The organism is Actinomadura sp. 7K507 (assembly GCF_004348425.1).
In the GTDB taxonomy this organism is placed as follows: domain Bacteria; phylum Actinomycetota; class Actinomycetes; order Streptosporangiales; family Streptosporangiaceae; genus Spirillospora.
Genome location: NZ_SMKK01000082.1, coordinates 1 through 21,776, shown reverse-complemented (window position 1 = coordinate 21,776; position 21,776 = coordinate 1). Strand labels below are relative to the sequence as shown.

Genomic DNA, 21,776 nt, shown 5'->3' with positions numbered 1-21,776 from the left:
CTACCGCACCTCCACACGGACGGGCAGCGCCGCGAAGCCGCGGACGTTGACCGAATGGACCCGTTCGGCGCTCTCGCGGTCGACCTCGTAGGACGAGACGCGCCGCACCAGCTCGTCCAGCGCGATCCGCGCCTCCAGCCGCGCCAGGTTGGCGCCCAGGCAGAAGTGGCGGCCGCCACCGAAGCTGACGAGCTGCGAGGTGTCGCGATCGAGGTCGTAGGAGTCGGCATCGTCGAAGGCCCGCGGGTCGCGGTTGGCGGACCCGACCAGCAGGAGCATCCGGTCGCCCTCGCGGACCCGCTGCCCGTGCAGCTCCACGTCCTGCTGGACGACCCTCGCGAGCATCTGGCTGGAGGTGTCGTACCGGAGGGTCTCCTCCACCCAGTCGTCCACCCGCCCCGGGTCGCCGAGCGGCTTGGCGGCCTGGCCGGGATTCAGCGAACCCCAGTACACGGCGTTGGCCAGGAGCTTGGTCGTGGTCTCGTTGCCGGCGACGACCATCAAGAACAGGAAGGCGATGATCTCTGTGTCGTCCAGCCGGTCACCGTCGATCTCGGCGTCCAGCAGCGCGGACGTGAGATCGTCCGTCGGGCTGCGCCTGCGTTCGGCGACCATGTCCTGGTAGTAGCCGACGAGCGTGAGGGCCGCGTCCATCCCGGCCTGGGGGACGTCGTTGAGCCCCTCTTCGCGGTGGACGACGAGGTCGGCGAGCCGTCGCACCTCCACCCGGTCCGCCTCGGGGACGCCCATCATCTCGGAGATGACGTCCATCGGCAGCAGCCCGGCGAAGTCGGACACGAAGTCGAACTCGCGCTTCTCCAGCGCGGGCTCCAGATGGCGTCGCGCGAGCGCCCGGATGCCGTCCCCCAGCTCATTCACCCGCCGGGGCGTGAAGCCCTTGGACACCAGCGCCCGCATGCGGGTGTGCCGGGGCGGGTCGAGGGCCAGGAACGACATCGTCCGGTGCGCGTGCGGCCCCCAGGCGCTCGGTTCGAGGGAGACGCCGTGGGAGTTGGAGAACGTCGCGTGGTCACGGAACGCCGCGGAGACGTCGGCGTGCCGGGACAGCGCCCAGAAGCCGAGCTCGTCGTTGCGGTAGAGCGGCGCCTCGTCGCGGAGCCGCGCGTAGAAGGGGTAGGGGTCCTCGTGGACCGCGTAGTCGAACGGGCTGTAGAAGGCCTGCGCAGCAGGGTCCACGGCCGTCACCTCACTCGGGGGCGTCGGGCAGGATGAGCTCGGCCATCTCGGCGAGCCGGTCGGCCATGCGGGCGTAGGACGTGTAGCCCATGCCCGCGTGCACGAGCGCGCCGGTGTAGGCCAGCTCCAGCGCGCCGAGGATCTTGGGGTCGTCGTGGTCGCGCAGCGCGGACTGGAGCCGCTCGCGGATCGCGACGCCGATCCGCACCCGCAGTTCGCGGACGTCGGGGTCGGTGCCGAGCAGCGCGGTGGTGCACGCCGCCGCCAGGTCCGGTTCGTCCGACACCAGCAGCGCGATCTCGCGCAGCACCTCCTCCACGCGCTCGTGCAGGGTGCCGTCGGCCTCCACCGGAGGCAGCGCGCTGAGCCGCCGCCAGAACACCTCGGTGATCAGGTGGTTCTTGGACGCGAAGTAGGTGTAGGCGGTCGCGGGAGCGACCCCGGCGCGCTTGGCCACGTTGCGGACGGTCAGCCCCTCGTAGCCGGTCTCGCCGACCTCCACCACGGCGGCGTCGGTCAGCCGCCGCACCGTGTCCGCCTGCCGCTCGGTGAGACGGCGGCGGGTGGGCTCGGTCGTCAGCTGCTCTTTACCGGACACGTGTCCAGACATTAGTTCAGAAACAACGGGTTCGCAACGGTCCGGCACCGGACTCGTGGTGAGGACTCCGTGGTGAGGACCCCGTGGCGAGGACCCCGTGGTGAGGACCCCGTGGTGAGGACTCCGCGGTGAGGCGGGTGGGATTCGAACCCACTCAGCGCGAGGCACCTGGGTTACAGCCAGGCCCGACTCTCCGAACGTCGGCGCCGCCTCTCACGCGGGCCGGCGGCCCGCGTCCGTACCTCCGGAGGGATTCGAACCCCCAGCACACGGCACCTCATGCCGCTGTCTCTACCGTTGGACTACGGAGGCATGCGTGCGGCCCCCGGGACTCGAACCCGGAACATCCACTTCCTGAGAGTGGCCTCTCTACCTGTTGGAGTAGAGCCGCAGGAAACTCGCGAGGGTGGCGTCACTCGCGGCGGCTCGGCCAGAGGGTCTACCGGAAGGCGGGAGACCGGCCGAGGCGGGCGTGCGACGCCGAGGGCAGTCGTAGTCGATACAGCCGCAGAGCCATGGCCGGTCCTCCTCTCAAGGTCTCGTGTCACCGTCTTGGACGGGCTGACTTCGTCTACGGTGCCACGGCCGGGAGAACCGCCGCAACGCATTTATCCGGCACTTCAGGCCACGAGACCTTCCGTCAGTACATACTTATCGGTATGGTCACCGTACTATGAGGTATGGAGAAGAGGTCGTGCGGCGGATCCGGGAGCTGGCGCCGGTGCTGGGTGAGCGGGCGCGGGCCGGCGAGGAGGCGCGGCGGCTGCCCGATGAGACCATCGCCGACCTGGCCGGGACCGGGCTGTTCCAGATGCTCGTGCCCGAGCGGTTCGGCGGGGGCGAGCAGGGGTTCGGCGACATGGTGGCGGCGTGCCGCGAGATCGGGGCGGGTGACGCCTCGACCGGATGGCTGAGCGTCATCTATACGCTGCACAACTGGATGATCGCCCTTCTCCCGGAGGAGGCGCAGCGGGAGGTCTGGGCGGACCGCCCGTACGCGCTGGTGCCGTGCACGCTGGCGCCGAACGGGACCGCCGAGGCCGTCGGCGGCGGGCACCGCGTCACCGGGCGGTGGTCGTGGGGCAGCGGGGTGATGCACGCCGACCATGTGATGGTCATGGGGCTGGTCACCGTGGACGAATCGATCGAGCCGCGGCTGTTCCTGCTGCCGCGCGAGGACGCCGAGGTCCACGACGTGTGGCACACGAGCGGGATGCGCGGCACCGGGAGCAACGACATCGAGATCAAGGACCGGTTCGTGCCGGCGCACCGGTCGGTGCCGCTGCGCGACCTCACCGAGGGCAGGTCGCCCGGGTCGCGGGTTCATGACGGTGCGATCTACCGCATCCCGCTCGTTCCGGTGTTCGCCCTCACCGGCGCGGCTCCCGTGCTGGGGGTGGCCGAGGGAGTGCTCGCCCGGTACGCCGAGCGCATGCAGGGGCGGGTGATGGCCTACACCGGCGTCAAGCAGCGGGATCTGATGAGCGGCCAGATCCGGCTGGCCAAGGCGACCGCGGACCTCGCCGCCGCGCGTCTCCTGCTGGAGGACGCGATACGCGACCTGATGGAGACCTACGAGTCGGGCGGCGGCTACGGACTGGCCGAGCGCGCCCGATCCAGGCTGGTGGCGGCGCACGTGGCCGGCGTCGCCCGCGCGGTCGTGAACGAGCTGTGCGCGTTCGGCGGGGCCAGCGTGCAGTTCACGGACTCGCCGTTCCAGCGTGCGCAGCGGGACGTCAACACGATCGCGTCGCACGTGGTCTTCGACGCCGACGCCACCTACGCCCTGTACGGCAGGACGGCGCTGGGCATGGAGCCCGATCCGATGACGCTGGTTTGACCTCCTCCCCCGCCTGAAAGGCGGGGGAGTCCACGGGTCGCCCCGCAGGATTCCTGCTTCAGCACCGACTGCCTCGTCCGGGAGGACACCCGTTGAGGTCCTACACCGGCTCCACAGGCCGACGCCGCCAGCCCGGCGGCCGCAATGTTGCGCGCGGCGTTGACGTCCCGGTCGTGCCGGGCGCCGCACCCGCACTCCCACACCCTCACATCCAGGGGCAACTTCTCGGTGATGCTCCCGCACTGCGAGCACGTCTTGGAGGACGGGAACCAGCGGTCGATCACGACCAGGTCGCGGCCGTACCAGCCGGCTTTGTATTCCAACATCGTCCGCAGCTGACGCCACGCCGCGTCCGAGATCGCGCGAGCCAGAGAGTGGTTCTTCACCATGTTGCGGACGTTCAGGTCCTCGATCACGACCACTTGGTTCTCGCGGACGAGTCGAGTCGACAGCTTGTGCAGAAAGTCCCGCCGCCGGTCGGTGATACGGGCATGGATCCGCGCCACCCGGATGCTGGCCTTGTCCCGGTTGGCCGACCCCGGGACCTTGCGTGCCAGATCCCGCTGGGCCATGGCCAAGCTTTCGCGGTCACGGCGCTCATGGCGGGGGTTGACGATCTTCTCACCGGTCGACAGGGTCACCAGCGAGGTGACCCCGGCGTCCACCCCCACCGCCTGCTCCATCCGGTCCAGGCGGGCGATGGTGTCGGTGCACAGAATCGAGCAGAACCAGCGGCCGGCTGCGTCCCGGCTGACGGTGATCGTGGACGGTTCGGCGTTCTCAGGCAGTGGGCGCGACCACACGATCGCCAAAGGATCGGACATTCTGGCCAGCGTCAACTCACCATCACGCCACCGGAACGCCGAGCGGGTGTACTCCGCCGAAGCCCGCGACTTCTTGCGGGACTTGAACCGCGGGTACATCGCGCGGCCGGCGAAGAAGTTGGTGAACGCGGTCTGCAGATGCCGCAGCGCCTGCTGCAACGGCACCGACGACACCTCACCCAGGAACGCCAACTCATCGGTCTTCTTCCACGCCGTCAGAGTGGCCGAGGACTGTACATAAGAGATTCGGCGCTGCTCGGTGTACCAGGCGCGGCTGCGTTCGGCCAGTGCCCGGTTGTAGACCAGGCGGACACAGCCGAACGTGCGGGCAAGCTCCGCAGCCTGCTCGCCGGTGGGACAGAAGCAGTACCGAAAAGCCCGCTTCACCTGCCGCGCCATGGCCCACAACCTAACGGCCGCAGTGTGAGGCCGCAGCCGCTTCGCAAGAAGGATGGTGACGGGGATCCGCTCTGGCGACGGGTCACCTTTACCTGTCCTGCTCCCCAGGAGCCCGTTTCACCCCCGTCTGAACGCGGGGTTTCCACGAAGGAATCCCGATGAAGAGCCGGACGCGGGTCGCCCGGCGGGACTGGATCGAGGCCGCCTACCAGGAGCTGGCGCGGGCCGGCGAGCGCGGCGTGGGGATCAACGCGCTCGCCACGCGGCTGGGCGTCACCAAGGGCAGCTTCTACTGGCACTTCAAGGACCGGTCCGAGCTGATGCGCGCCCTGCTGGACCGCTGGGCGCACGAACGCACGGACGAGTTCCTGGCCCTCACGCTGGGGAGCACGTCCGATCCGCTCGAACGGCTCCGGCGCATCCAGGCGCTCGGTCACGAGATCGCGCCGATCGACCGTGCGATGCGGTTGTGGGCCCAGCACGCCCCGGAGGCGGACGAGGCGGTCCGGCACGCCGATCGGGCGTTGCTCGGCCATATCACCGCGTGCCTGGACGAGCTGGGCTTCGCCCCCGGCGAGGCCCGCCTGCGTGCGCTGCTGATGCTCCGCGCGTGGGTCGGCGGCTACCTCGTCCCGTCCCCGGACGGCGGGGAGTCACCCGGTGCCGACCGGACGCTGGAGATCTTCCTTGCGGCCCCCGCCGATTCCTGATTTCGCCCGATTGGTCTTGCGCTCCGTCCCGGTCTGAACTGTAGTCTGGACACGTGTCCAGAAAAATCGATCGCCTGCTTCTGCTGGACGGGCGGCTGACCCCGAGCACCGGGGGCGGCGCCTTCGAGACCATCGATCCCGCCACCGAGGACGTGCTCGGCACCGCCGCCGACGGCACACCGGACGACATGGACCGCGCGATCGGCGCCGCCAGGCGCGCGTTCGACGAGACGTCGTGGTCCACGGACGTGCGGTTCCGTGTCCGCTGCCTGCGCCAGCTCCGCGAGGCTATGCAGCGGCGCTCCGACGAACTGCGCGAGATCACGATCCGGGAGGTGGGCGCGCCGCGGTTCCTGACGTTCGCCGCCCAGCTGGACGCGCCCGTCGACGACCTGGGCTGGTTCGCCGGGCTCGCCGAGTCCTACGAGTGGGAACGGGACCTCGGCCGGGCCGAGCCCATGGGGATGCCCAGCCACCGGCGGGTCCGCAGGGAGGCGGTGGGCGTGGTCGGCGCGATCACCCCGTGGAACTTCCCGCACCAGATCAACCTGGCCAAGCTGGGCCCGGCGCTCGCGGCCGGGAACACGGTCGTGCTCAAGCCGGCGCCCGACACCCCGTGGTGCGCGGCGGTCCTCGGCGAGATCATCGCCGAGGAGACCGACATCCCGGCGGGCGTCGTCAACGTGGTCACGTCGTCCGATCACGGGCTGGGCGCGCAGCTCGTCCAGGATCCGCGGGTGGACCTGGTGACGTTCACCGGGTCCACGGAGACCGGGCGGAACGTCATGGCGAGCGCCGCCCCCACCCTCAAGAGGGTCTTCCTGGAACTCGGCGGCAAGTCCGCGTTCATGGTGCTGGACGACGCCGATCTGAAGGCCGCCTGCTCCTACGCGGCGTTCTCCGGCATCGCGCACGCCGGGCAGGGCTGCGCGATCACGACCAGGATCCTCGTCCCGCGCGCCCGCTACGACGAGGCCGCCGAGATCACGGCGAGGACGCTGGCGAAGCTGGGCGCCGGCGACCCCGGCGACGACCGGACGATCTGCGGCCCCGTCATCTCGGCGAAGCAGCGTGAACGCGTCGAGGGCTACCTGGACCTGGCCGTCAAGGAAGGCGGATCGTTCGCGTGCGGCGGCGGACGCCCGGCCGGCAGGGACAAGGGCTTCTGGATCGAGCCGACCCTCGTCACCGGGCTGACGAACGAGTCCCGCGCGGCGCGGGAGGAGATCTTCGGCCCGGTCCTGGTGATGCTGCCGCATGACGGCGACGACGACGCGGTCCGCATCGCGAACGACTCGCCGTACGGGCTTTCGGCCGCCGTGCACGGCGGGGACGCCGAGCGGGCGCGGGCGGTCGCGGGGAGGCTGCGCACCGGGACGGTCAGCGTGAACGGCGGCGTCTGGTACAGCGCGGACGTCCCGTTCGGCGGCTACAAGCAGTCCGGAATCGGCCGCGAGATGGGCGTGGCCGGGTTCGAGGAGTACCTGGAGACCAAGTCGATCGCGGAGGGCGTCACATGAGGTTCGAGGGCAGGGTCGCGGTGGTCACCGGGGCCGCGCAGGGCATCGGGGAGGCCTACGCGCGGGCGCTCGCGGCGGAGGGCGCGTCGGTGGTCGTCGCCGATGTGGACGAGCGCGGGCAGGCCGTCGCCGACGAGATCAAGGGCGTTTTCGTGCGGACGGACGTGTCCGACCCCGCGTCCGTCGAGGCGATGGCGGCGACGGCCGTGGAGCGGTTCGGCGGCATCGACCATCTCGTCAACAACGCCGCCATCTTCGGGTCGATGAAGCTGGACTTCCTCTTCACCGTCGACTGGGACTACTACAAGAAGTTCATGTCCGTGAACATGGACGGCGCGCTGCTGTGCGCGCGCGCCTGCTATCCCCACATGCAGGCACGGGGCGGCGGCTCGATCGTCAATCAGTCGTCCACGGCCGCGTGGCAGTACTCCGGCTTCTACGGGCTCGCCAAGGTCGGCGTCAACGGGCTCACCCAGCAGCTCGCGCACGAGCTGGGCAGCATGAACATCAGGGTGAACGCCATCGCGCCCGGCCCCATCGACACCGAGGCGAACCGCAAGGCCGTCCCCGGCGGCATGTCGCAGAAGATCGTCAAGGAGAAGATGGCGCTGAAGCGGATGGGCTCCCCCGAGGACCTCGTCGGGATGTGCCTGTTCCTGCTGTCGGACGAGGCCGGCTGGGTCACCGGTCAGATCCTGAACGTCGACGGCGGCGAGGTGTTCCGGGCATGAGCGAAGCGGGCGGGGAGGCACGGGAGGGCGATCCCCCGCGGGAGATGAGCGTCGGGTTCGTCGGCCTCGGCCAGATGGGCGCGCCGATGGCGCAGCACCTCGCCGGCCAGGGCCTGGTCGTCTTCGACACGCGTCCCGACGCGGTCGCGCCGCTGGTGAAGGCCGGCGCGCGGGCGGCCAAGAGCGTCGCCGAGGTGGCCGCGCACTCCGACCTGGTGTCGGTCATGGTCCGCGACGACGGCCAGGTGGCCGAGGTGGGCGCGGAGATCCTCGCCAGCGCCCGTCCCGGTACCGTCCTGGCGGTCCATTCGACGATCCGCGCCAAGACGGCGGAGGAGCTGGCCGAGAAGGCGCGGCGGTACGAGATCGAGGTCGTGGACGCGCCGGTCAGCGGCGGGTTCATGGGGGCGAGCGCGGGCAGCCTCGCCGTCATGGTCGGCGGGACGGACGAGGCGTTCGAGCGCTGCCGGGAGCCGTTCGGCGCCTGGGCCGATCTCGTCATGCACATGGGCCCCGTCGGCGCGGGCACCCGCACGAAGCTGGCCCGCAACCTGCTGCATTTCGTGTCGTTCACCGCGGCCGCGGAGGCGCAGCGGCTGGCGGAGGCGTCCGGGGTGTCGCTGCGGAAGCTGGGACGGGTCGTCCGGCACACCGACGCGATCACCGGCGGCGCCGGCTCGATCATGCTGCGCCCGACGACCGCGCCGATGGAGCCGGACGACGACCTGTACGACATCCTGCGCCACACCCGCGACCTCGGCGAGAAGGACCTGTCCCTCGCCCTGGAGCTGGCCGGCGAGCTGGGAGTGGACACCCCTTTCGCCAAGCTCGCCCTGGAACGCTTCGGCCTGGGCCTCGGCCTGCCGGGGGACGGAGACGGAGACGCCGATGGATGAGCCCGACGGCAAGAACGAGCGGCGCGAGCGCGGCCTGGAGATGATGCGCCGGGTCTACGCGTGGGAGGTCGAGGACGGGCCGGGCGACTTCTTCTCGCTGACCGTCGAGCACCTGTTCGGCGAGATCTGGACACGCCCGGGTCTGAGCATGCGCGACCGGCGGATGCTGCTCATCGGGGTCCTGGCCGGCCAGGGGCTCAACGAGGTCCTCGACATCCAGATCCCGGCGGCCCTGGCCAACGGGGAGCTGACACCGGACGAGCTGCGCGAGATGGGCATCTTCATCATGCACTACGTCGGCTGGCCGCTCGGTTCCAAGCTGTGCGTCCAGATCGACGGCCTCATCGCCAAGCACGAGAGGCGCGCCCGCAAGGACGAGTCGAACTAGCTCCGAATCCCCGGGAACCACCGATCCGGTCCGGGCGTCCAAAGTCCATGCGTGGTCGCGTTTTCGTTCCGGCTGCGACGATGCTGGTCCTCGCCGGGGCGGCAGGATGCACCGGGTCCTCCGGTAGCGCCGGCCCGCCGAGTGCGGCACCGGCGGTCCGGCTCGTCGCCTATGACGGCTGTGATGCCCTCCACAAGGGGTTGCGGGAGGCGACGGCCGACCAGGTCGACGCGTACGGGCTGAGTAGCGGCGAGCCCCTCGGCGGGGTCCTGGCGCCGGAGGGCGGCAGGGCCTTGCGCGGGGGCCCGCAGGCCGCGCAGGCGGTGCCGGGGCAGCCGCCCCGGCACTCCACCACGAACGCCCATGAGCGGGGCGCGGACGAGCCCGACCTCGTCAAGACGGACGGCCGCCGGATCGTGACGCTCGCCCGCGGCGACCTCAAGATCATCGATCCGGCGAGCCGCCGCGTCACCCATACGCTGGACCTTCCGGGCGCGAACGTGCACGGCGACGGGAACCTCCTGCTCAGCGGCGACCGCGTACTCGTCCTGGACGAGCGGTCCCCGATGGTCCCCCTCCCCCGGCCGGCCAGGCCGGGAGTCCAGGACTCCCCCGCGCCTCAGACGACCGAGCCCACGACGCGCCTCACGCTCGTCGACATCTCCGGCGCCCCGAAGGTCGTCGGCACCATGACGACCCGCGCCGACTACCTGGACGCTCGCCAGAACGGCCCCTCGGTCCGCGTGGTGATGAAGTCCCGGCCCGACATCGACTTTCCGGGCGGCACCGGCTCGAAGGGCGAGAAGGCGGCCGCCGAGGCGAACAGGAGGGCCGTGGTGACGGCCCCACTCAACGCCTGGCTCCCCACCTTCCAGGTGGACGCAGGCGACGGGTCCCCGGCGAAGGACTACCGGGCTCCCTGCGAGCAGGTCAGCCGGCCGTCCTCGTACGCGGGATCGACCATGCTGAGCGTGCTGACGTTCGACCTGTCCCGCGGGCTCGCAGACCCGCAGGCGATCGGCGTCACCGCCGACGGCTCCACCGTCTACGGCAACGGGAAGAGCCTGTACGTCACCGGCACTCCGCCGAATCCGTCCATGTGGACGCCGCGCAAGAAGCGCCCCGAGGTCCGCACCGACGTGTACAAGTTCGACGTCAGCGGCAAGGGACGTCCCCGGTACGTGGCGTCGGGTTCGGTCAAGGGCAACCTGCTCAACCAGTACTCGATGTCGGAGCACGACGGGAAACTGCGTCTGGCCACGACCACGGGCCAGTTCGCCCGTGAGGAGAAGCCTTCGCAAAGCTCGGTGTACGTCCTCGCGCAGGACGGCTCCCGCCTCGACCAGGTAGGACGGATCGACGGGCTCGGCAAGGGCGAGCGGATCTACTCCGTCCGGTTCATCGGCGCGACCGGCTATGTCGTGACGTTCCGGGAGGTCGACCCGCTGTACGTGCTCGACCTGAAGGATCCGCGCCGTCCCCGCCTCACCGGCGAACTCAAGATCACCGGCTATTCGGCGTACCTGCATCCCACCAGGGACGGGAAGCTCCTCGGCGTCGGCCAGGACGCCGACCGCAGCGGCCGGACGAAGGGCCTCCAGGTCTCGCTCTTCGACGTCTCCGGCGAGCGGCCCCGCAGGATCGACAACTACACGCTGCCCGAAGCGACCTCACAGGCGGAGTTCGAGCCGCACGCCTTCCTCTACTGGCCGGACTCCGGCCTCACCGTCATCCCCGTGAACGACCCCGGCGCCGAGGCCCTCGCCCTCAAGGTCACCGGCTCGTCCATCACCGAGACCGGAACCGTCACCCATCCCGGCGACGGCAACGGCATCCGCCGCTCCCTGATCATCGGCGACACCCTCTGGACGTTCTCCGGCAAGGGCGCCCGCGCCACCAATGCCGCCACACTCGAGAACACCGCGTGGCTGCCGTTCGACTAGGCGCGGATCAGCGAAGGCCGGTGGAGCGCTTGGCGGCGGTCTGGAGGAGGCGGTCGACCAGGGCCGGGTAGTCGAGGCCGGTCGCCGCCCACATCTGCGGGAAGGCCGACGCCGGGGTGAAGCCCGGCATGGTGTTGATCTCGTTGAGGACCCAGCGGCCGTCCGGCGTGTGGAAGAAGTCGACGCGGGCGAGGCCCTCGCAGTCGAGCGCGTCGAACGCCTGGACGGCGACGCGGCGGACCTCCTCGATCGCCGCGGCCGGCAGGTCCGGCGGGATCGCCATGGTGGTGGAGCCGTCGAGGTACTTGGTCTCGAAGTCGTAGAAGTCGTGGTCGCCCGCCATCAGCACCTCGGCGGGCAGGCTCGCCTCGGCCGGGCCGTCGTCCGCGCTCTGCAGGACGCCGCACTCGATCTCGCGACCCTCGATCGCGGCCTCCACGATGACCTTCGGGTCGTGCTCGCGGGCCGCCTCGACCGCCGCCTCCAGGCCGGCCTCGTCGGTGACCCGGGTGATGCCCATGCTCGACCCGGCCCGCGCGGGCTTGACGAACACGGGCGTGCCGCCCGCGAGCCCCAGTTCCTTGATCTCGTCGATCTTGCCTTTGCGTTCGCGCCGCCACTCCCGGTCGCCGACCAGGACGTACGGGCCGACGGGCAGGCCGCGCGCCTGCCAGACGAGCTTCATGAACCCCTTGTCCATGCCGACCGCGCTGGCCAGCACCCCGGCGCCGACATAGCGGACGCCCGCGAGGTCGAGCAGCCCCTGGATCGTGCCGTCCTCCCCGTAGGGGCCGTGCAGCAGCGGAAGCACCACGTCGACGTCGCCGAGCGTCTCGGGCACCTGGCCCGGCCGGACGACCATCAGCCCGCGGCTGTCGGGGTCGAACGGCAGCGCGAGGACGCCGCCGGAGCCGGTCACCTCGGGCAGCCGGCCGTCCTCGATCGCGAGCCGCAGGTCGCGGGGCGGCAGCACCCAGCGGCCGTCGCGGGCGATGCCGACCGGCACCACCTCGTACCGGTCCCGGTCGATGGCGGCCATCACGGCCCCCGCGGTGACGCAGGAGATCGCGTGCTCGGAGCTGCGTCCGCCGAAGACCACGGCCACGCGGATCTTAGAAACCTGGGACATGTCGTCCGACCCTATCGGTGATCAGCCCGGGTCGGCCACGAGCGATCCGGGCGCGGCGGCCCCGCCGGCACGTCCGTCACAGCCCGTACCGCTCGGGCTTGGGGGAACGGGAGATCAGCGAGATCGCCGCCTCCTTGATCGGCATCCCGTGGTGCAGGACGGCGGTGACCGCCTCGGTGATCGGCATCTCCACGTTGTGCTTGCGGGCCAGCTCCATCACCGCCTCCGCCGACCTGACGCCCTCGGCCGTCTGCTTGGTGACGGAGACGACCTGCTCCAGCGTCATGCCGCGGCCGAGGTTCTCGCCGAACGTCCGGTTGCGCGACAGCGGCGACATGCACGTCCCGACGAGGTCACCCATCCCGGCGAGGCCCGCGAAGGTGTGCTCGTCGGCGCCGAGCGCCGCGCCAAGCCGGGCGATCTCGGCGAGGCCGCGCGTCATCAGCAGCGCCTGCGTGCTGGCGCCGAAGCCGAGCCCGACCGCCATGCCCACGCACAGCGCCACGATGTTCTTCACCGCGCCGCCCAGCTCGCAGCCGACGACGTCGGTGGAGGTGTAGACCCGGAAGTACGGCGTCATCGTCGCGGCCTGGAGCCGCCGCGCGGCGTCCTCGTCCGCGCAGGCCGCGACCGCCGCGCCGGGCTCCCCGCCGGCGACCTCGCGGGCCAGGTTCGGCCCGCAGAACACCCCGACCCGCTCCGCGGGGACGTTCGCGACCTCGCCGATGACCTCCGACATGCGCCGGGACGTGCCGTGCTCGACGCCCTTCATCAGGCTGACCAGGACCGCGTCCGGCGGCAGCAGCGGCAGCCAGTCGCCGAGGTTGCGCCGGAGGGTCTGCGCCGGGACGGCCAGCGCCACGAAGTCCGCGCCCGCCAGCGCCTCCGCCGGGTCCAGTGTCGCGCGGACGCCGTCGGGCAGCGTGACGCCGGGCAGGTAGTCGGGGTTCTCGTGGCGCTCGTTGACCGCCTCGACGACCTCGGGGCGCCGCCCCCACAGGACGGTCTCGCCGCCCGCGTCGTCGAGCAGCTTGGTGAACGTCGTGCCCCAGGATCCGGCCCCCATCACCGCGGTGCGGAAGGTCACGAGCCGGCCGCCTTCGGTTCGCCGTTCGCGGGCCGCGCCGGCTCCGGCGCGGCGGCCTCGAACGCCTCGACCGCCCCGGTCGCCGGGCGAGCGCGCCGCCGCTCCTCCAGCACCCTGTGGTGGTCGTAGCGCTCCCTGGGCGGCTCCTGGCCGCGCAGCTCGCCGAGCAGGCCGGTGATCGCCGCCATGATGTCGCCGGTGGCGGCCAGCAGCGTCTCCCTGGAGAGCGGCCGGCCCTCGAACCGCGACAGGTCGACGGGCGGCCCCGCGATCACCTTCATGGTCTTGCGCGGGAACGGGTGGACGCCCTTCTTCAGGCTCCCGGCCAGTCCCGTCCGGGCGCCCCTCCGGTACGGCATCAGCTCGTGCGCGCCCCAGTTCGCCACCGGGACGACCTTGGCGCCCGTCTTCAACGCCATCCGCGCCACGCCGGTCTGGCCGGTCATGGGCCACAGTTCGGGGTCACGGGTGCAGCTGCCCTCCGGGTAGAACATCAGGCATTCGCCGTCCAGCAGCGCCTTCTCGGCGGCCTCAAGGGCGAGGGACGCGTCGGCACGGTCGCGGTAGACCGGGATCTGGCCGGTGCCGCGCAGGACGTTCCGGACGAACCTCACGTCGAACAGCGTCGACTTGGCCAGGTAGACGGGGTAGCGGCCCGACTCGAACACGAAGTGGGCGAGCGCGAGGGGGTCGGCTTCGGAGATGTGGTTCGCGGCGATGATGACGCCGCCCTCCGCCGGCACGTTGGCCCGGCCGCGCCAGTCCCGCTTCAGCAGCCCCAAGAGCAGCGGGCGCAGGATGACGATGGTGAGCTTCCGCCAGGCCGGCGAATACCCGTGGCTCATGCCCCGTCTCCCCTCCTTGATCCGTCCCCAGGCGAACGCAGGGTGCCCACAAGTGTCGCGGGTGCGTGCGCATAGTGTCGAGTCGCCATGTCTACCGCAAAGTTCATCCAGTGGTCGCTCGTCGTGCCGGTGAAGATGCTGGCCCGGGCGAAGACCCGCATGTCCGGGGCGGCGGGCCCGCACCGCGAGGCGCTCGCGCTCGCGGTGGCGACCGACACGGTCGCCGCCGCGCTCCGCTGCGACCGGGTCCGGACCGTGATCGTTGTCACCGACGATCCCCTTCCGGCCGCCGATCTGGCGGCCCTCGGCGCCCTGGTCGTGCCCGACGTGCCGGACGCCGGGCTGAACCCGGCCCTCGTTCACGGCGCCGGTCGCGGCCGTGAACTCGCCCCGGGCACCGGTGTTGGCGCGCTCTCCGCCGATCTGCCCGCTTTGCGCCCTCTTGAACTCGCGCGTGTCCTCGACGCGGCCGACCAGGCGCCCGAGGCCTTCGTCCCGGACGCGGCCGGCGTCGGCACGACGCTGTACACGGCCCGGCCCGGCGTCCCGTTCTCCCCCGCCTTCGGAGCGGACTCCCGTGCCGCCCACCGCGCACGCGGCGCTCGCGAACTCCTGGTTCCCGGCACCGACAGCGTCCGGCGCGACGTCGACACCCTCGACGACCTCCGGGCCGCGCTGGCCCTCGGAACGGGCCCCCGGACGACGGCGGTAGCCGCCCGTCTGCCCGCCTTCGCCTAGGGTTCGGGTTATGCAGGGGACGGTGAAGATCTTCGATGCTCCGACGCGCTCGGGGAGTGTGCTGCTCGACGACGGAACGGAGCTGCCGTTCGACGGGGAGGCGTTCGCGGCGGGAGGACTGCGGCTGCTGCGGCTGGGGCAGCGGGTGAACCTGGCGATGGACGGCGACCGGATCTCGGTGGTGACGCTGTCGACCTTCCCGCTGCCGTCCACGGACTAGGGAACCCCCCGGACACGCCGACGCCCGGGACCGTATTTGGCACGGTCCCGGGCGCCGGCGCGGCAATTCCTACTTCTTGCCGGCCACCAGGTTCTTGAAGTCCGCGCCCGCCTTGAACTTCGGGACGGACGTCGCAGGAACCTCGATGGTCTTGCCCGTTGCGGGGTTGCGGGCCGTACGGGCAGGCCGGTCGGCCTTCTCGAACGAACCGAACCCGGTGATCGCGACCTTGTCGCCCTTGGCGACGGCGGTCTGGATCGCCTCCAGGATGGCGTCGACGGCCTCGGCTGCGGCCTTCTTGCTGCCCAGCCGGTCAGAGATGGCGTCGACCAGCTCACGCTTGTTCATGGGTTACTCCTCTAGTTCCCCCCTTGCCCGAACGAAACTAAGGGACCCTCAGCATGGACACAATCACCTGCACGCACGAGTTGGCGTGTCGCTGGCGTTTTTGTCGCACTCGCCCCTGTCTCGCCGGGTGACCGGACCGGATCCGGCCACTGCGCACGCTAACCGACGTCGGGCGTCTCTTGGAAATCGGCGAGGAACGCCTCCAGCCTGCGGGCGGCCAGCCCGGCGTCCCGTTTCGCCAGATCGGTGATCGCCAGCAGGTGCCGGATGAGCCGCTGCCGCTCCTCGGGAGGCAGCGGCGCGACGGCCCGATGAGCGTCACGCAACTGCCGCGCGAGCAGCGTCAACGCGGGATCGTCCCATTGCGGGCCGTCCCACGGGACCGTGCTCAATTCATGCCCCCAAAGGTCGGGTCTGCGCACCAGGGCGATTCTCCCCGGTCGCCGCCCGTGACCGTCCACCCGGGGGGCATGAAGACCGGAATGCGCTACATCGTGACGGGGAACCAGGGGCGGCGGGTGGATTCGAAGTCGTTGATGGCTTCGGCGTGGCGGAGGGTCAGGCCGATGTCGTCCAGGCCCTCGGTGAGGCGCCAGCGGGTGTAGTCGTCGATCTCGAACGAGGCGGTCTCGCCGTCCCAGCGGACCTCGCGGTTCTCCAGGTCGACGGTGATCTCCAGGGCGGGGTCCTTCTCGATCCGGCCCTGGAGGTCCTCGACCTGCTCGGCGGTGAGGATGACGGGCAGCAGCCCCATCTTGGTGGAGTTGTTACGGAAGATGTCCCCGAAGCGCGGCGCGATGACGACGCGGAAGCCGTACTGCTGCAGGGCCCAGACGGCGTGCTCGCGGGACGAGCCGGTGCCGAAGTCGGGGCCGGCGACCAGGATGCCCGCGCCGTCGTACCGCGGCTGGTTCAGGACGAAGTCCGGGTCCTCGCGCCAGCCGGAGAACAGGCCCTTGTCGAAGCCGGTGCGGCTGACCTGCTTCAGCCAGACGGCCGGGATGATCTGGTCGGTGTCGACGTTGCTGCGGCGCAGCGGGACCGCGCGCCCGGTGAAGGTGGTGAACGCTTCCATCGTGCTTCCTTAGAGGTCGGCGGGGGCGGTCAGGCGGCCGGTGACGGCGCTCGCGGCGGCGACGGCGGGCGACACCAGGTGGGTGCGGCCGCCGGGGCCCTGCCGGCCCTCGAAGTTGCGGTTGGACGTGGAGGCGCTGCGCTCGCCGGGCGCGAGCTTGTCGGGGTTCATCGCCAGGCACATCGAGCAGCCGGCCTCGCGCCACTCGGCGCCGGACGCGGAGATGACGCCGTCGAGGCCCTCCTCCTCGGCCTGCTTCTTGACCCTCATCGAGCCGGGCACGACCAGCATGCGGACGCCGTCGGCGACCTGGCGGCCCTCCAGGACGCCCGCGACCGCGCGGAGGTCCTCGATGCGGCCGTTGGTGCAGGAGCCGACGAAGACGATGTCGACCTCGATGTCGCGCAGCGGCGTCCCGGCGGTCAGGCCCATGTACTCCAGGGCGCGCTCGGCCGACTGGCGCTTGACGGGGTCGTCGTAGGACGCGGGGTCGGGCACGGACTCGCCGAGCGGCAGGCCCTGCCCCGGGTTGGTGCCCCAGGTGACGAACGGGGTCAGCTCGGCCGCGTCGATCACGACCTCCTTGTCGAAGACCGCGTCGTCGTCGGTGCGCAGCGACGTCCAGTACTCGACGGCCTTGTCCCAGTCGTCGCCCTGGGGGGCGTGCGGGCGGTCCTTGAGGTACTCGAACGTGGTCTGGTCCGGCGCGATCATCCCGGCGCGGGCGCCGGCCTCGATGGACATGTTGCAGACCGTCATGCGGCCTTCCATCGACAGGGACCGGACGGCCTCGCCGCGGTACTCGATGATGTGGCCCTGGCCGCCGCCGGTGCCGATCCGCGCGATGATCGCGAGGATGAGGTCCTTGGCGGTCACGCCCTCGGGCAGGGCGCCGTCGACGGTCACGGCCATCGTCTTCGGCTGGACCTGCGGCAGCGTCTGGGTGGCGAGGACGTGCTCGACCTCGCTGGTGCCGATGCCGAAGGCGAGGGCGCCGAACGCGCCGTGCGTGGAGGTGTGCGAGTCGCCGCAGACGACGGTCATGCCGGGCTGGGTCAGGCCGAGCTGCGGGCCCATGACGTGGACGATGCCCTGCCCCTCGTCGCCCATCGGGTGCAGCCTGACCCCGAAGTCGGAGCAGTTCTTGCGCAGCGTCTCGACCTGGGTGCGCGACACCGGGTCGGCGATGGGCTTCAGCAGGTCCGCCGTCGGGACGTTGTGGTCCTCGGTGGCGATCGTCAGGTCGGGGCGCCGGACGGGCCGGCCGGCCATCCGCAGCCCGTCGAACGCCTGCGGGCTGGTGACCTCGTGAACGAGGTGCAGGTCGATGTAGAGGAGGTCCGGCTCACCTTCGGCGCGCCGTACGACATGCGCGTCGTAGACCTTTTCGGCCAGTGTTCGGCCCATCACTTCCACCTCACCTGCTGAACTGTCGTCGGCGCGTCGGGCGGGTCGCAGGCGCGCCGTGGTCCGGGTCACCTTGACTTGCATCTCAAATTTCGAGACGGCAATATCAAGACATGGACAACTCTAGCGGAGTCGGCGTACTTGACAAAGCCGTTCTCGTCCTGAACGCGCTGGAGGCGGGCCCGGCCTCGCTCGCCCAGCTCGTCCAGACGACCGGGCTGGCCCGTCCCACGGCACACCGGCTGGCCGTCGCGCTGGAGCACCACCGTCTCGTCCACCGGGACACGCAGGGGCGTTTCATCCTCGGCCCGAGGCTCGCCGAACTCTCGGTCGCGGCGGGCGAGGACCGCCTCCTGGCGATCGCCCAGCCCATTCTCGCCCATCTGCGCGACATCACCGGCGAGAGCGCCTCGCTGTTCCGCCGCCAGGGGGACGTCCGGGTGTGCGTGGCCGCCGCCGAGCGCACCAGCGGCCTGCGCGACACCATCCCGGTCGGCGCCGCGCTCCCGATGACGGCGGGTTCGGCCGCGCAGATCCTGCTCGCCTGGGAGGAGCCGGACCGGCTGCACCGCGGGCTGCGCAACGCCAAGTTCGAGGCCGCCACGCTGTCGTCCGTCCGCCGCCGGGGCTGGGCGCAGAGCGTCGGCGAGCGCGAGCAGGGCGTCGGCTCGGTCTCCGCCCCGATCCGCGGCGCGGGCGGACGGGTGATCGCCGCCGTGTCGGTGTCGGGTCCCCTGGAGCGCCTGAGCCGCGCCCCCGGCCGCCTGCACGCCGCTCCCGTCGTCGCGGCGGCCGAGAAGATCTCCGAGGGGATGCGGCGCACGGGGTCCTGACCTCGGCTGACAAATCACCGCAACCCGGACAGACATTGGATAGTGCCGGTATCCGATCGGGCCACCCGGATAGCGTTGAACGTCCGGTCAATGGGGGGTGCAGCGGTGCAGATCTCCGAGCTCAGCGATCGCAGCGGCCTGACGGTCCAGACGATCAAGTTCTACATCCGGGAGGGCCTGCTCCCGAAGGGCTCGGCGGTGAGCGCGACGCGCTCGGAGTACGACGCGCGCCATCTGGAGCGGCTGCGGCTGATCAGCGCGCTGCGCGAGGTCGGCGACCTGCCGGTCTCGGCGATCCAGCAGATCATCTCGGCCCTCGACGACGAGCGCGTCAGCCTGCACGAGCTGTTCGGCACCACGCAGTACGCCATCGGCCCGCACGTCGCGGCACCGCACGACCCGCACTGGCGCGCCGCCCGCGAGGACGTGGACGCGCTCGTCCGCGAGCTCGGCTGGACCGTCGGCGACCGCGCCCCGGCCCGCGACCTGCTCGCGCACACGTTCGTGGCCCTGCGCCGCCTCGGCTTCCCGATCACGCTCAGGGACCTGCGGCCGTACGTGAAGGCCGCGGCCGAGGTGGCCGAGCACGAGCTCGGCAGGGTCGCCGAGGGGGCGCCACGCGCGCGGACGGTCCATTCCCTACTGGTCTCGACCATCCTGTACGAACAGGTCCTGACCGCCCTGCACCGCCTGGCCCAGGAGGACGCCTCCTCCCGGCTCACCTGATTGCAGTGCCCTTGGCGTCGGGCCCTGGGGGCCCTCCTTCGGCGGGCACTGCGGTGCGATCGCTGCATCGCTCCGGCTCGCCTGGCGGCTCGCTGCGCGATCAGGTTTCTTGCTTCGCTCGAAACCTGCCTTCGGTCGCGATCGCAGTGGTTTCGGTTGTTGCGGGGTTGCGGTGGTGGCTGATGTTGGTGCGTACCTACGTCGCGAACGAATGCCTGGGCGGACGGTCGGTTGTTCGGTCGGCGGGGCGTTGTCATAAAGTCGCGGCATGCGGGAGAGCCGTCCGTTCGTCAGTCTGGCGACCGACTTCGGTGGGGCCTACACGGCGATCTGCGCGGGGGTCGTCTACACCATCGCGCCGGGCGCGAACGTGCTCGTGCTGAGCGACGAGATCACCCCGTTCGGTGTGCGCGAGGGAGCGATGCTGCTCCGCCAGGCGCTCCCTTATCTGCCGGTCGGTGTGCACGTGGGCATCGTGGATCCGGGTGTCGGCACGCCGCGCCTTCCGGTGGCCGTGGAGACGGGACGCGGGGACGTCCTGGTCGGACCGGACAACGGCCTGCTGGTGCCGGCCGCCGCGCGGCTGGGCGGCGTCGTCCGGGCGCACGCGCTGGAGAACCCGGCGTACCGGCTGCCCGGCGTCTCCACGTCGTTCCACGGGCGCGACATCTTCTCTCCGGCCGCCGGGCACATCGCGACCGGGCTGGACGTGGCGGAGCTCGGGCCCGCGGTGGAGCCGCTGCCGCTGGAGGTCCCGTCCCCGGTGGTGCGCGACGGGGAGCTGACCGTCCCGGTCCTCTACACCGACCGGTTCGGCAGCCTGGTCCTGGGCGGCGAGCCGGCGGACCTGGCCGCCGCGTTCGGCCCGCTCCCGCACGGGACGCCCCTGGAGGTCGCCTGGACCGCTCCGGCGCCCGGCTCCGCACGGATCACGTTCGAGGAGACCTTCGGCGGCGTCTCCCCCGGCACGCCGCTCGCCTGGATCGACTCGTCCGGCTGGCTCGGCTTGGCGGTGAACCAGGAGTCGGCCGCCGAGGTCCTCGGCCTCGCCGGTGTGGAGACCGTCACCTTCCGCCGCCCGCGAGAGAATCTCACCGTCGGTAACGGTCCGCTGACCTGATCACCACGCACCGTCCATCTCCGGCGTCCCGGCGGTACCGGACGGGCCGTTACCCGGCGTTCCACCGAATGTCAATCGTCGGTCAGCGCCCCCCGAAAGGCCATATCCGCTGGTGAACCGGCTAAGCTGCGCGCGGCCACGTTAGAGAGAGCGCTTACGGGGGGACCGTATGGCAGAGGTCCATCACTTTTCCTACGGGTTGGTCACACCGGTGACGGCCTATGCCATGTCGTTCATCGGCTCGCTGCTCGGCCTGCTGTGCACGACCCGGGCGCGGGCGGCCGGCGGCCTCTCCCGCGCCTCCTGGCTGGCCCTCGCGGCGCTGGCCATCGGCGGCACCGGGATCTGGGTGATGCACTTCATCGCCATGCTCGGCTTCACGGTCCAGGACCACGAGATCCGCTACGACGTGCCGCTCACCCTGCTGAGCTGCGCGACCTCCATCGCGGTCGTCGGGATCGGGCTGTTCATCGTCGGCTTCGCCGGCATCCGCGTGCCCATGATCGTCACCGGTGGTCTCATCATGGGCGCCGGCGTGGCGAGCATGCACTACACCGGCATGGAGGCCATGAACATGGCCGGGCACATCGGCTACCAGCCGATCCTGGTCGGGTTGTCGGTGCTGATCGCCCTCGTGGCGGCCACCGCGGCGCTCTGGTTCAGCATCCGCGTCAAGGGCATGTGGGCGACCGCCGGCGCCGCCGCGATCATGGGGATCGCGGTGACCGGCATGCACTACACCGGCATGGCGGCCATGGAGATCACCATGCACGAGGGCATGGCGGACCCCACCGGCGCCCGCGCCATCGACTTCCTGCTGCCGCTCATGGGCGGGGTGGGCGGCGTGTCGATCATCCTGCTGATCATCATCGCGATGGCGCCGAGCGAGGAGGAGATCCGGGTCGAGGCCCAGCTCCATGAACGCATCCGTGCGCGGCAGGAGGCGGAGCGGCAGCGGACGGACGCACCGCGCACGCCGGCCGAGCCCGCCGCGCCCCCGGCGCCGAGCCGGACCGCCGGCGAGTGGTTCGACGGCGGACCGGGCCGCTGACGCACCCCTTAGACGGGTTCAGGGTCGTCCCCTACGCCCGGTGCGGTACCGGCGGCGGGCGGCGGCGTCCGGAGGCTGTAGACCGGGTGCATCTCGGCGGCCGATGCCGGGGCGCATGCCGTACACGCAGCATCGTTGCCATGACGAACAC

23 protein-coding genes and 3 tRNA genes are annotated in these 21,776 nt (G+C 71.2%); 13 read left to right on the top strand and 13 right to left on the bottom strand.

Annotation, left to right across the window (positions count from 1 at the left end; all coding sequences use genetic code 11):
* From E1285_RS19885 to E1285_RS19870, 5 genes are all read right to left on the bottom strand, one after another.
* Nucleotides 1-1,197 (bottom strand): cytochrome P450, encoded by a 1,197-nt coding sequence (locus E1285_RS19885; RefSeq protein ID WP_132154197.1) that lies wholly within the window; start codon nucleotides 1,195-1,197, stop codon nucleotides 1-3.
* Nucleotides 1,198-1,207: 10 nt separating this feature from the next.
* A complete protein-coding gene (locus E1285_RS19880; protein WP_243722920.1) occupies nucleotides 1,208-1,795 on the bottom strand; it encodes a TetR/AcrR family transcriptional regulator in 588 nt (195 codons plus the stop codon).
* Between the two features lie 129 nt (nucleotides 1,796-1,924).
* Nucleotides 1,925-2,008: transfer RNA gene (locus tag E1285_RS45680), tRNA-Tyr, on the bottom strand.
* A 26-nt stretch (nucleotides 2,009-2,034) separates the two neighbouring features.
* A tRNA-Leu gene (locus tag E1285_RS19875) sits at nucleotides 2,035-2,107 on the bottom strand.
* 5 nt (nucleotides 2,108-2,112) lie between these two features.
* A tRNA-Leu gene (locus E1285_RS19870) sits at nucleotides 2,113-2,186 on the bottom strand.
* A 282-nt stretch (nucleotides 2,187-2,468) separates the two neighbouring features.
* Here E1285_RS19870 and E1285_RS19865 point away from each other — a divergent pair.
* Nucleotides 2,469-3,635, top strand: coding sequence for an acyl-CoA dehydrogenase family protein (locus tag E1285_RS19865; protein ID WP_132154195.1), 1,167 nt, complete (start codon nucleotides 2,469-2,471; stop codon nucleotides 3,633-3,635).
* Here the strand turns inward: E1285_RS19865 and E1285_RS19860 are convergent.
* A complete protein-coding gene (locus E1285_RS19860) occupies nucleotides 3,575-4,858 on the bottom strand; it encodes an RNA-guided endonuclease TnpB family protein (protein WP_132154193.1) in 1,284 nt (427 codons plus the stop codon). The genes E1285_RS19865 and E1285_RS19860 overlap by 61 nt on opposite strands.
* A gap of 158 nt (nucleotides 4,859-5,016) precedes the next feature.
* Between E1285_RS19860 and E1285_RS19855 the strand changes: the two genes are divergently transcribed.
* Genes E1285_RS19855 through E1285_RS19830 form a run of 6 tightly spaced genes read left to right on the top strand, consistent with a single transcriptional unit; the run spans nucleotide 5,017 to nucleotide 11,046 of the window.
* On the top strand, nucleotides 5,017-5,568 hold the full coding sequence (locus tag E1285_RS19855; RefSeq protein ID WP_132154191.1) for a TetR/AcrR family transcriptional regulator: 552 nt from the start codon (nucleotides 5,017-5,019) through the stop codon (nucleotides 5,566-5,568).
* 53 nt (nucleotides 5,569-5,621) lie between these two features.
* Nucleotides 5,622-7,088 carry an aldehyde dehydrogenase gene (locus tag E1285_RS19850; RefSeq protein WP_207946682.1) on the top strand — a complete coding sequence of 489 codons (1,467 nt, stop codon included), beginning with the start codon at nucleotides 5,622-5,624 and terminating at the stop codon, nucleotides 7,086-7,088.
* A complete protein-coding gene (locus tag E1285_RS19845; protein WP_132154189.1) occupies nucleotides 7,085-7,819 on the top strand; it encodes an SDR family oxidoreductase in 735 nt (244 codons plus the stop codon). Before E1285_RS19850 ends, E1285_RS19845 begins: the two co-directional genes overlap by 4 nt.
* Nucleotides 7,816-8,715 carry an NAD(P)-dependent oxidoreductase gene (locus E1285_RS19840; protein ID WP_132154187.1) on the top strand — a complete coding sequence of 300 codons (900 nt, stop codon included), beginning with the start codon at nucleotides 7,816-7,818 and terminating at the stop codon, nucleotides 8,713-8,715. Before E1285_RS19845 ends, E1285_RS19840 begins: the two co-directional genes overlap by 4 nt.
* Nucleotides 8,708-9,103, top strand: coding sequence for a carboxymuconolactone decarboxylase family protein (locus tag E1285_RS19835; protein WP_132154185.1), 396 nt, complete (start codon nucleotides 8,708-8,710; stop codon nucleotides 9,101-9,103). The genes E1285_RS19840 and E1285_RS19835 overlap by 8 nt, the downstream gene beginning before the upstream one ends.
* Nucleotides 9,104-9,150: 47 nt before the next feature.
* Nucleotides 9,151-11,046: a beta-propeller domain-containing protein gene (locus tag E1285_RS19830; protein ID WP_132154183.1), complete on the top strand. Its 1,896-nt coding sequence runs from the start codon at nucleotides 9,151-9,153 to the stop codon at nucleotides 11,044-11,046.
* Between the two features lie 7 nt (nucleotides 11,047-11,053).
* Here the strand turns inward: E1285_RS19830 and E1285_RS19825 are convergent, their stop codons facing one another.
* From E1285_RS19825 to E1285_RS19815, 3 genes are all read right to left on the bottom strand, one after another.
* Complete coding sequence (locus tag E1285_RS19825) at nucleotides 11,054-12,175, bottom strand: D-alanine--D-alanine ligase family protein (RefSeq protein ID WP_132154181.1); 1,122 nt, start codon at nucleotides 12,173-12,175, stop codon at nucleotides 11,054-11,056.
* A 76-nt stretch (nucleotides 12,176-12,251) separates the two neighbouring features.
* Complete coding sequence (locus E1285_RS19820; protein ID WP_132154221.1) at nucleotides 12,252-13,241, bottom strand: NAD(P)H-dependent glycerol-3-phosphate dehydrogenase; 990 nt, start codon at nucleotides 13,239-13,241, stop codon at nucleotides 12,252-12,254.
* A gap of 17 nt (nucleotides 13,242-13,258) precedes the next feature.
* A complete protein-coding gene (locus E1285_RS19815) occupies nucleotides 13,259-14,107 on the bottom strand; it encodes a lysophospholipid acyltransferase family protein (RefSeq protein ID WP_132154179.1) in 849 nt (282 codons plus the stop codon).
* An 87-nt stretch (nucleotides 14,108-14,194) separates the two neighbouring features.
* Here E1285_RS19815 and cofC point away from each other — a divergent pair, with 87 nt between their 5' ends.
* A complete protein-coding gene (gene cofC, locus E1285_RS19810) occupies nucleotides 14,195-14,845 on the top strand; it encodes a 2-phospho-L-lactate guanylyltransferase (protein WP_132154177.1) in 651 nt (216 codons plus the stop codon).
* Nucleotides 14,846-14,855: 10 nt separating this feature from the next.
* On the top strand, nucleotides 14,856-15,065 hold the full coding sequence (locus E1285_RS19805) for a hypothetical protein (RefSeq protein ID WP_132154175.1): 210 nt from the start codon (nucleotides 14,856-14,858) through the stop codon (nucleotides 15,063-15,065).
* Nucleotides 15,066-15,134: 69 nt separating this feature from the next.
* On the opposite strand, the gene E1285_RS19800 is transcribed toward E1285_RS19805, so the two are convergent.
* From E1285_RS19800 to leuC, 4 genes are all read right to left on the bottom strand, one after another.
* Nucleotides 15,135-15,413, bottom strand: a complete 279-nt coding sequence (locus tag E1285_RS19800) for an HU family DNA-binding protein (RefSeq protein ID WP_026403810.1) — start codon at nucleotides 15,411-15,413, stop codon at nucleotides 15,135-15,137.
* A 158-nt stretch (nucleotides 15,414-15,571) separates the two neighbouring features.
* A complete protein-coding gene (locus E1285_RS19795; RefSeq protein ID WP_132154173.1) occupies nucleotides 15,572-15,805 on the bottom strand; it encodes a hypothetical protein in 234 nt (77 codons plus the stop codon).
* Nucleotides 15,806-15,900: 95 nt separating this feature from the next.
* Nucleotides 15,901-16,488: a 3-isopropylmalate dehydratase small subunit gene (gene leuD / locus E1285_RS19790; RefSeq protein WP_132154171.1), complete on the bottom strand. Its 588-nt coding sequence runs from the start codon at nucleotides 16,486-16,488 to the stop codon at nucleotides 15,901-15,903.
* Between the two features lie 9 nt (nucleotides 16,489-16,497).
* Nucleotides 16,498-17,895, bottom strand: coding sequence for a 3-isopropylmalate dehydratase large subunit (gene leuC, locus E1285_RS19785; protein ID WP_132154169.1), 1,398 nt, complete (start codon nucleotides 17,893-17,895; stop codon nucleotides 16,498-16,500).
* A 113-nt stretch (nucleotides 17,896-18,008) separates the two neighbouring features.
* Here leuC and E1285_RS19780 point away from each other — a divergent pair, with 113 nt between their 5' ends.
* The 4 genes from E1285_RS19780 to E1285_RS19765 all read left to right on the top strand — a co-directional run bounded on the left by E1285_RS19780 (nucleotide 18,009) and on the right by E1285_RS19765 (nucleotide 21,625).
* Nucleotides 18,009-18,728, top strand: coding sequence for an IclR family transcriptional regulator (locus E1285_RS19780; protein WP_132154167.1), 720 nt, complete (start codon nucleotides 18,009-18,011; stop codon nucleotides 18,726-18,728).
* A gap of 90 nt (nucleotides 18,729-18,818) precedes the next feature.
* A complete protein-coding gene (locus E1285_RS19775) occupies nucleotides 18,819-19,454 on the top strand; it encodes a MerR family transcriptional regulator (RefSeq protein WP_243722919.1) in 636 nt (211 codons plus the stop codon).
* Nucleotides 19,455-19,722: 268 nt separating this feature from the next.
* Entirely contained in the window at nucleotides 19,723-20,574 is an 852-nt protein-coding gene (locus E1285_RS19770; RefSeq protein ID WP_132154163.1) for an SAM-dependent chlorinase/fluorinase, read from the top strand.
* A 211-nt stretch (nucleotides 20,575-20,785) separates the two neighbouring features.
* Nucleotides 20,786-21,625, top strand: coding sequence for an MHYT domain-containing protein (locus tag E1285_RS19765; RefSeq protein WP_243722918.1), 840 nt, complete (start codon nucleotides 20,786-20,788; stop codon nucleotides 21,623-21,625).
* Nucleotides 21,626-21,776 lie beyond the last annotated feature (151 nt).

Coding starts and splice junctions, on each gene's coding strand:
- E1285_RS19865 (WP_132154195.1), top strand. CDS start 2,469: ATGAGGTATGGAGAAGAGGTCGTGCGGCGGATCCGGGAGCTGGCGCCG.
- E1285_RS19860 (WP_132154193.1), bottom strand. CDS start 4,858: ATGGCGCGGCAGGTGAAGCGGGCTTTTCGGTACTGCTTCTGTCCCACC.
- E1285_RS19855 (WP_132154191.1), top strand. CDS start 5,017: ATGAAGAGCCGGACGCGGGTCGCCCGGCGGGACTGGATCGAGGCCGCC.
- E1285_RS19845 (WP_132154189.1), top strand. CDS start 7,085: ATGAGGTTCGAGGGCAGGGTCGCGGTGGTCACCGGGGCCGCGCAGGGC.
- E1285_RS19840 (WP_132154187.1), top strand. CDS start 7,816: ATGAGCGAAGCGGGCGGGGAGGCACGGGAGGGCGATCCCCCGCGGGAG.
- E1285_RS19835 (WP_132154185.1), top strand. CDS start 8,708: ATGGATGAGCCCGACGGCAAGAACGAGCGGCGCGAGCGCGGCCTGGAG.
- E1285_RS19830 (WP_132154183.1), top strand. CDS start 9,151: ATGCGTGGTCGCGTTTTCGTTCCGGCTGCGACGATGCTGGTCCTCGCC.
- E1285_RS19825 (WP_132154181.1), bottom strand. CDS start 12,175: ATGTCCCAGGTTTCTAAGATCCGCGTGGCCGTGGTCTTCGGCGGACGC.
- E1285_RS19820 (WP_132154221.1), bottom strand. CDS start 13,241: ATGGGGGCCGGATCCTGGGGCACGACGTTCACCAAGCTGCTCGACGAC.
- E1285_RS19815 (WP_132154179.1), bottom strand. CDS start 14,107: ATGAGCCACGGGTATTCGCCGGCCTGGCGGAAGCTCACCATCGTCATC.
- cofC (WP_132154177.1), top strand. CDS start 14,195: ATGTCTACCGCAAAGTTCATCCAGTGGTCGCTCGTCGTGCCGGTGAAG.
- E1285_RS19805 (WP_132154175.1), top strand. CDS start 14,856: ATGCAGGGGACGGTGAAGATCTTCGATGCTCCGACGCGCTCGGGGAGT.
- E1285_RS19800 (WP_026403810.1), bottom strand. CDS start 15,413: ATGAACAAGCGTGAGCTGGTCGACGCCATCTCTGACCGGCTGGGCAGC.
- leuD (WP_132154171.1), bottom strand. CDS start 16,488: ATGGAAGCGTTCACCACCTTCACCGGGCGCGCGGTCCCGCTGCGCCGC.
- leuC (WP_132154169.1), bottom strand. CDS start 17,895: ATGGGCCGAACACTGGCCGAAAAGGTCTACGACGCGCATGTCGTACGG.
- E1285_RS19780 (WP_132154167.1), top strand. CDS start 18,009: ATGGACAACTCTAGCGGAGTCGGCGTACTTGACAAAGCCGTTCTCGTC.
- E1285_RS19775 (WP_243722919.1), top strand. CDS start 18,819: ATGGGGGGTGCAGCGGTGCAGATCTCCGAGCTCAGCGATCGCAGCGGC.
- E1285_RS19770 (WP_132154163.1), top strand. CDS start 19,723: ATGCGGGAGAGCCGTCCGTTCGTCAGTCTGGCGACCGACTTCGGTGGG.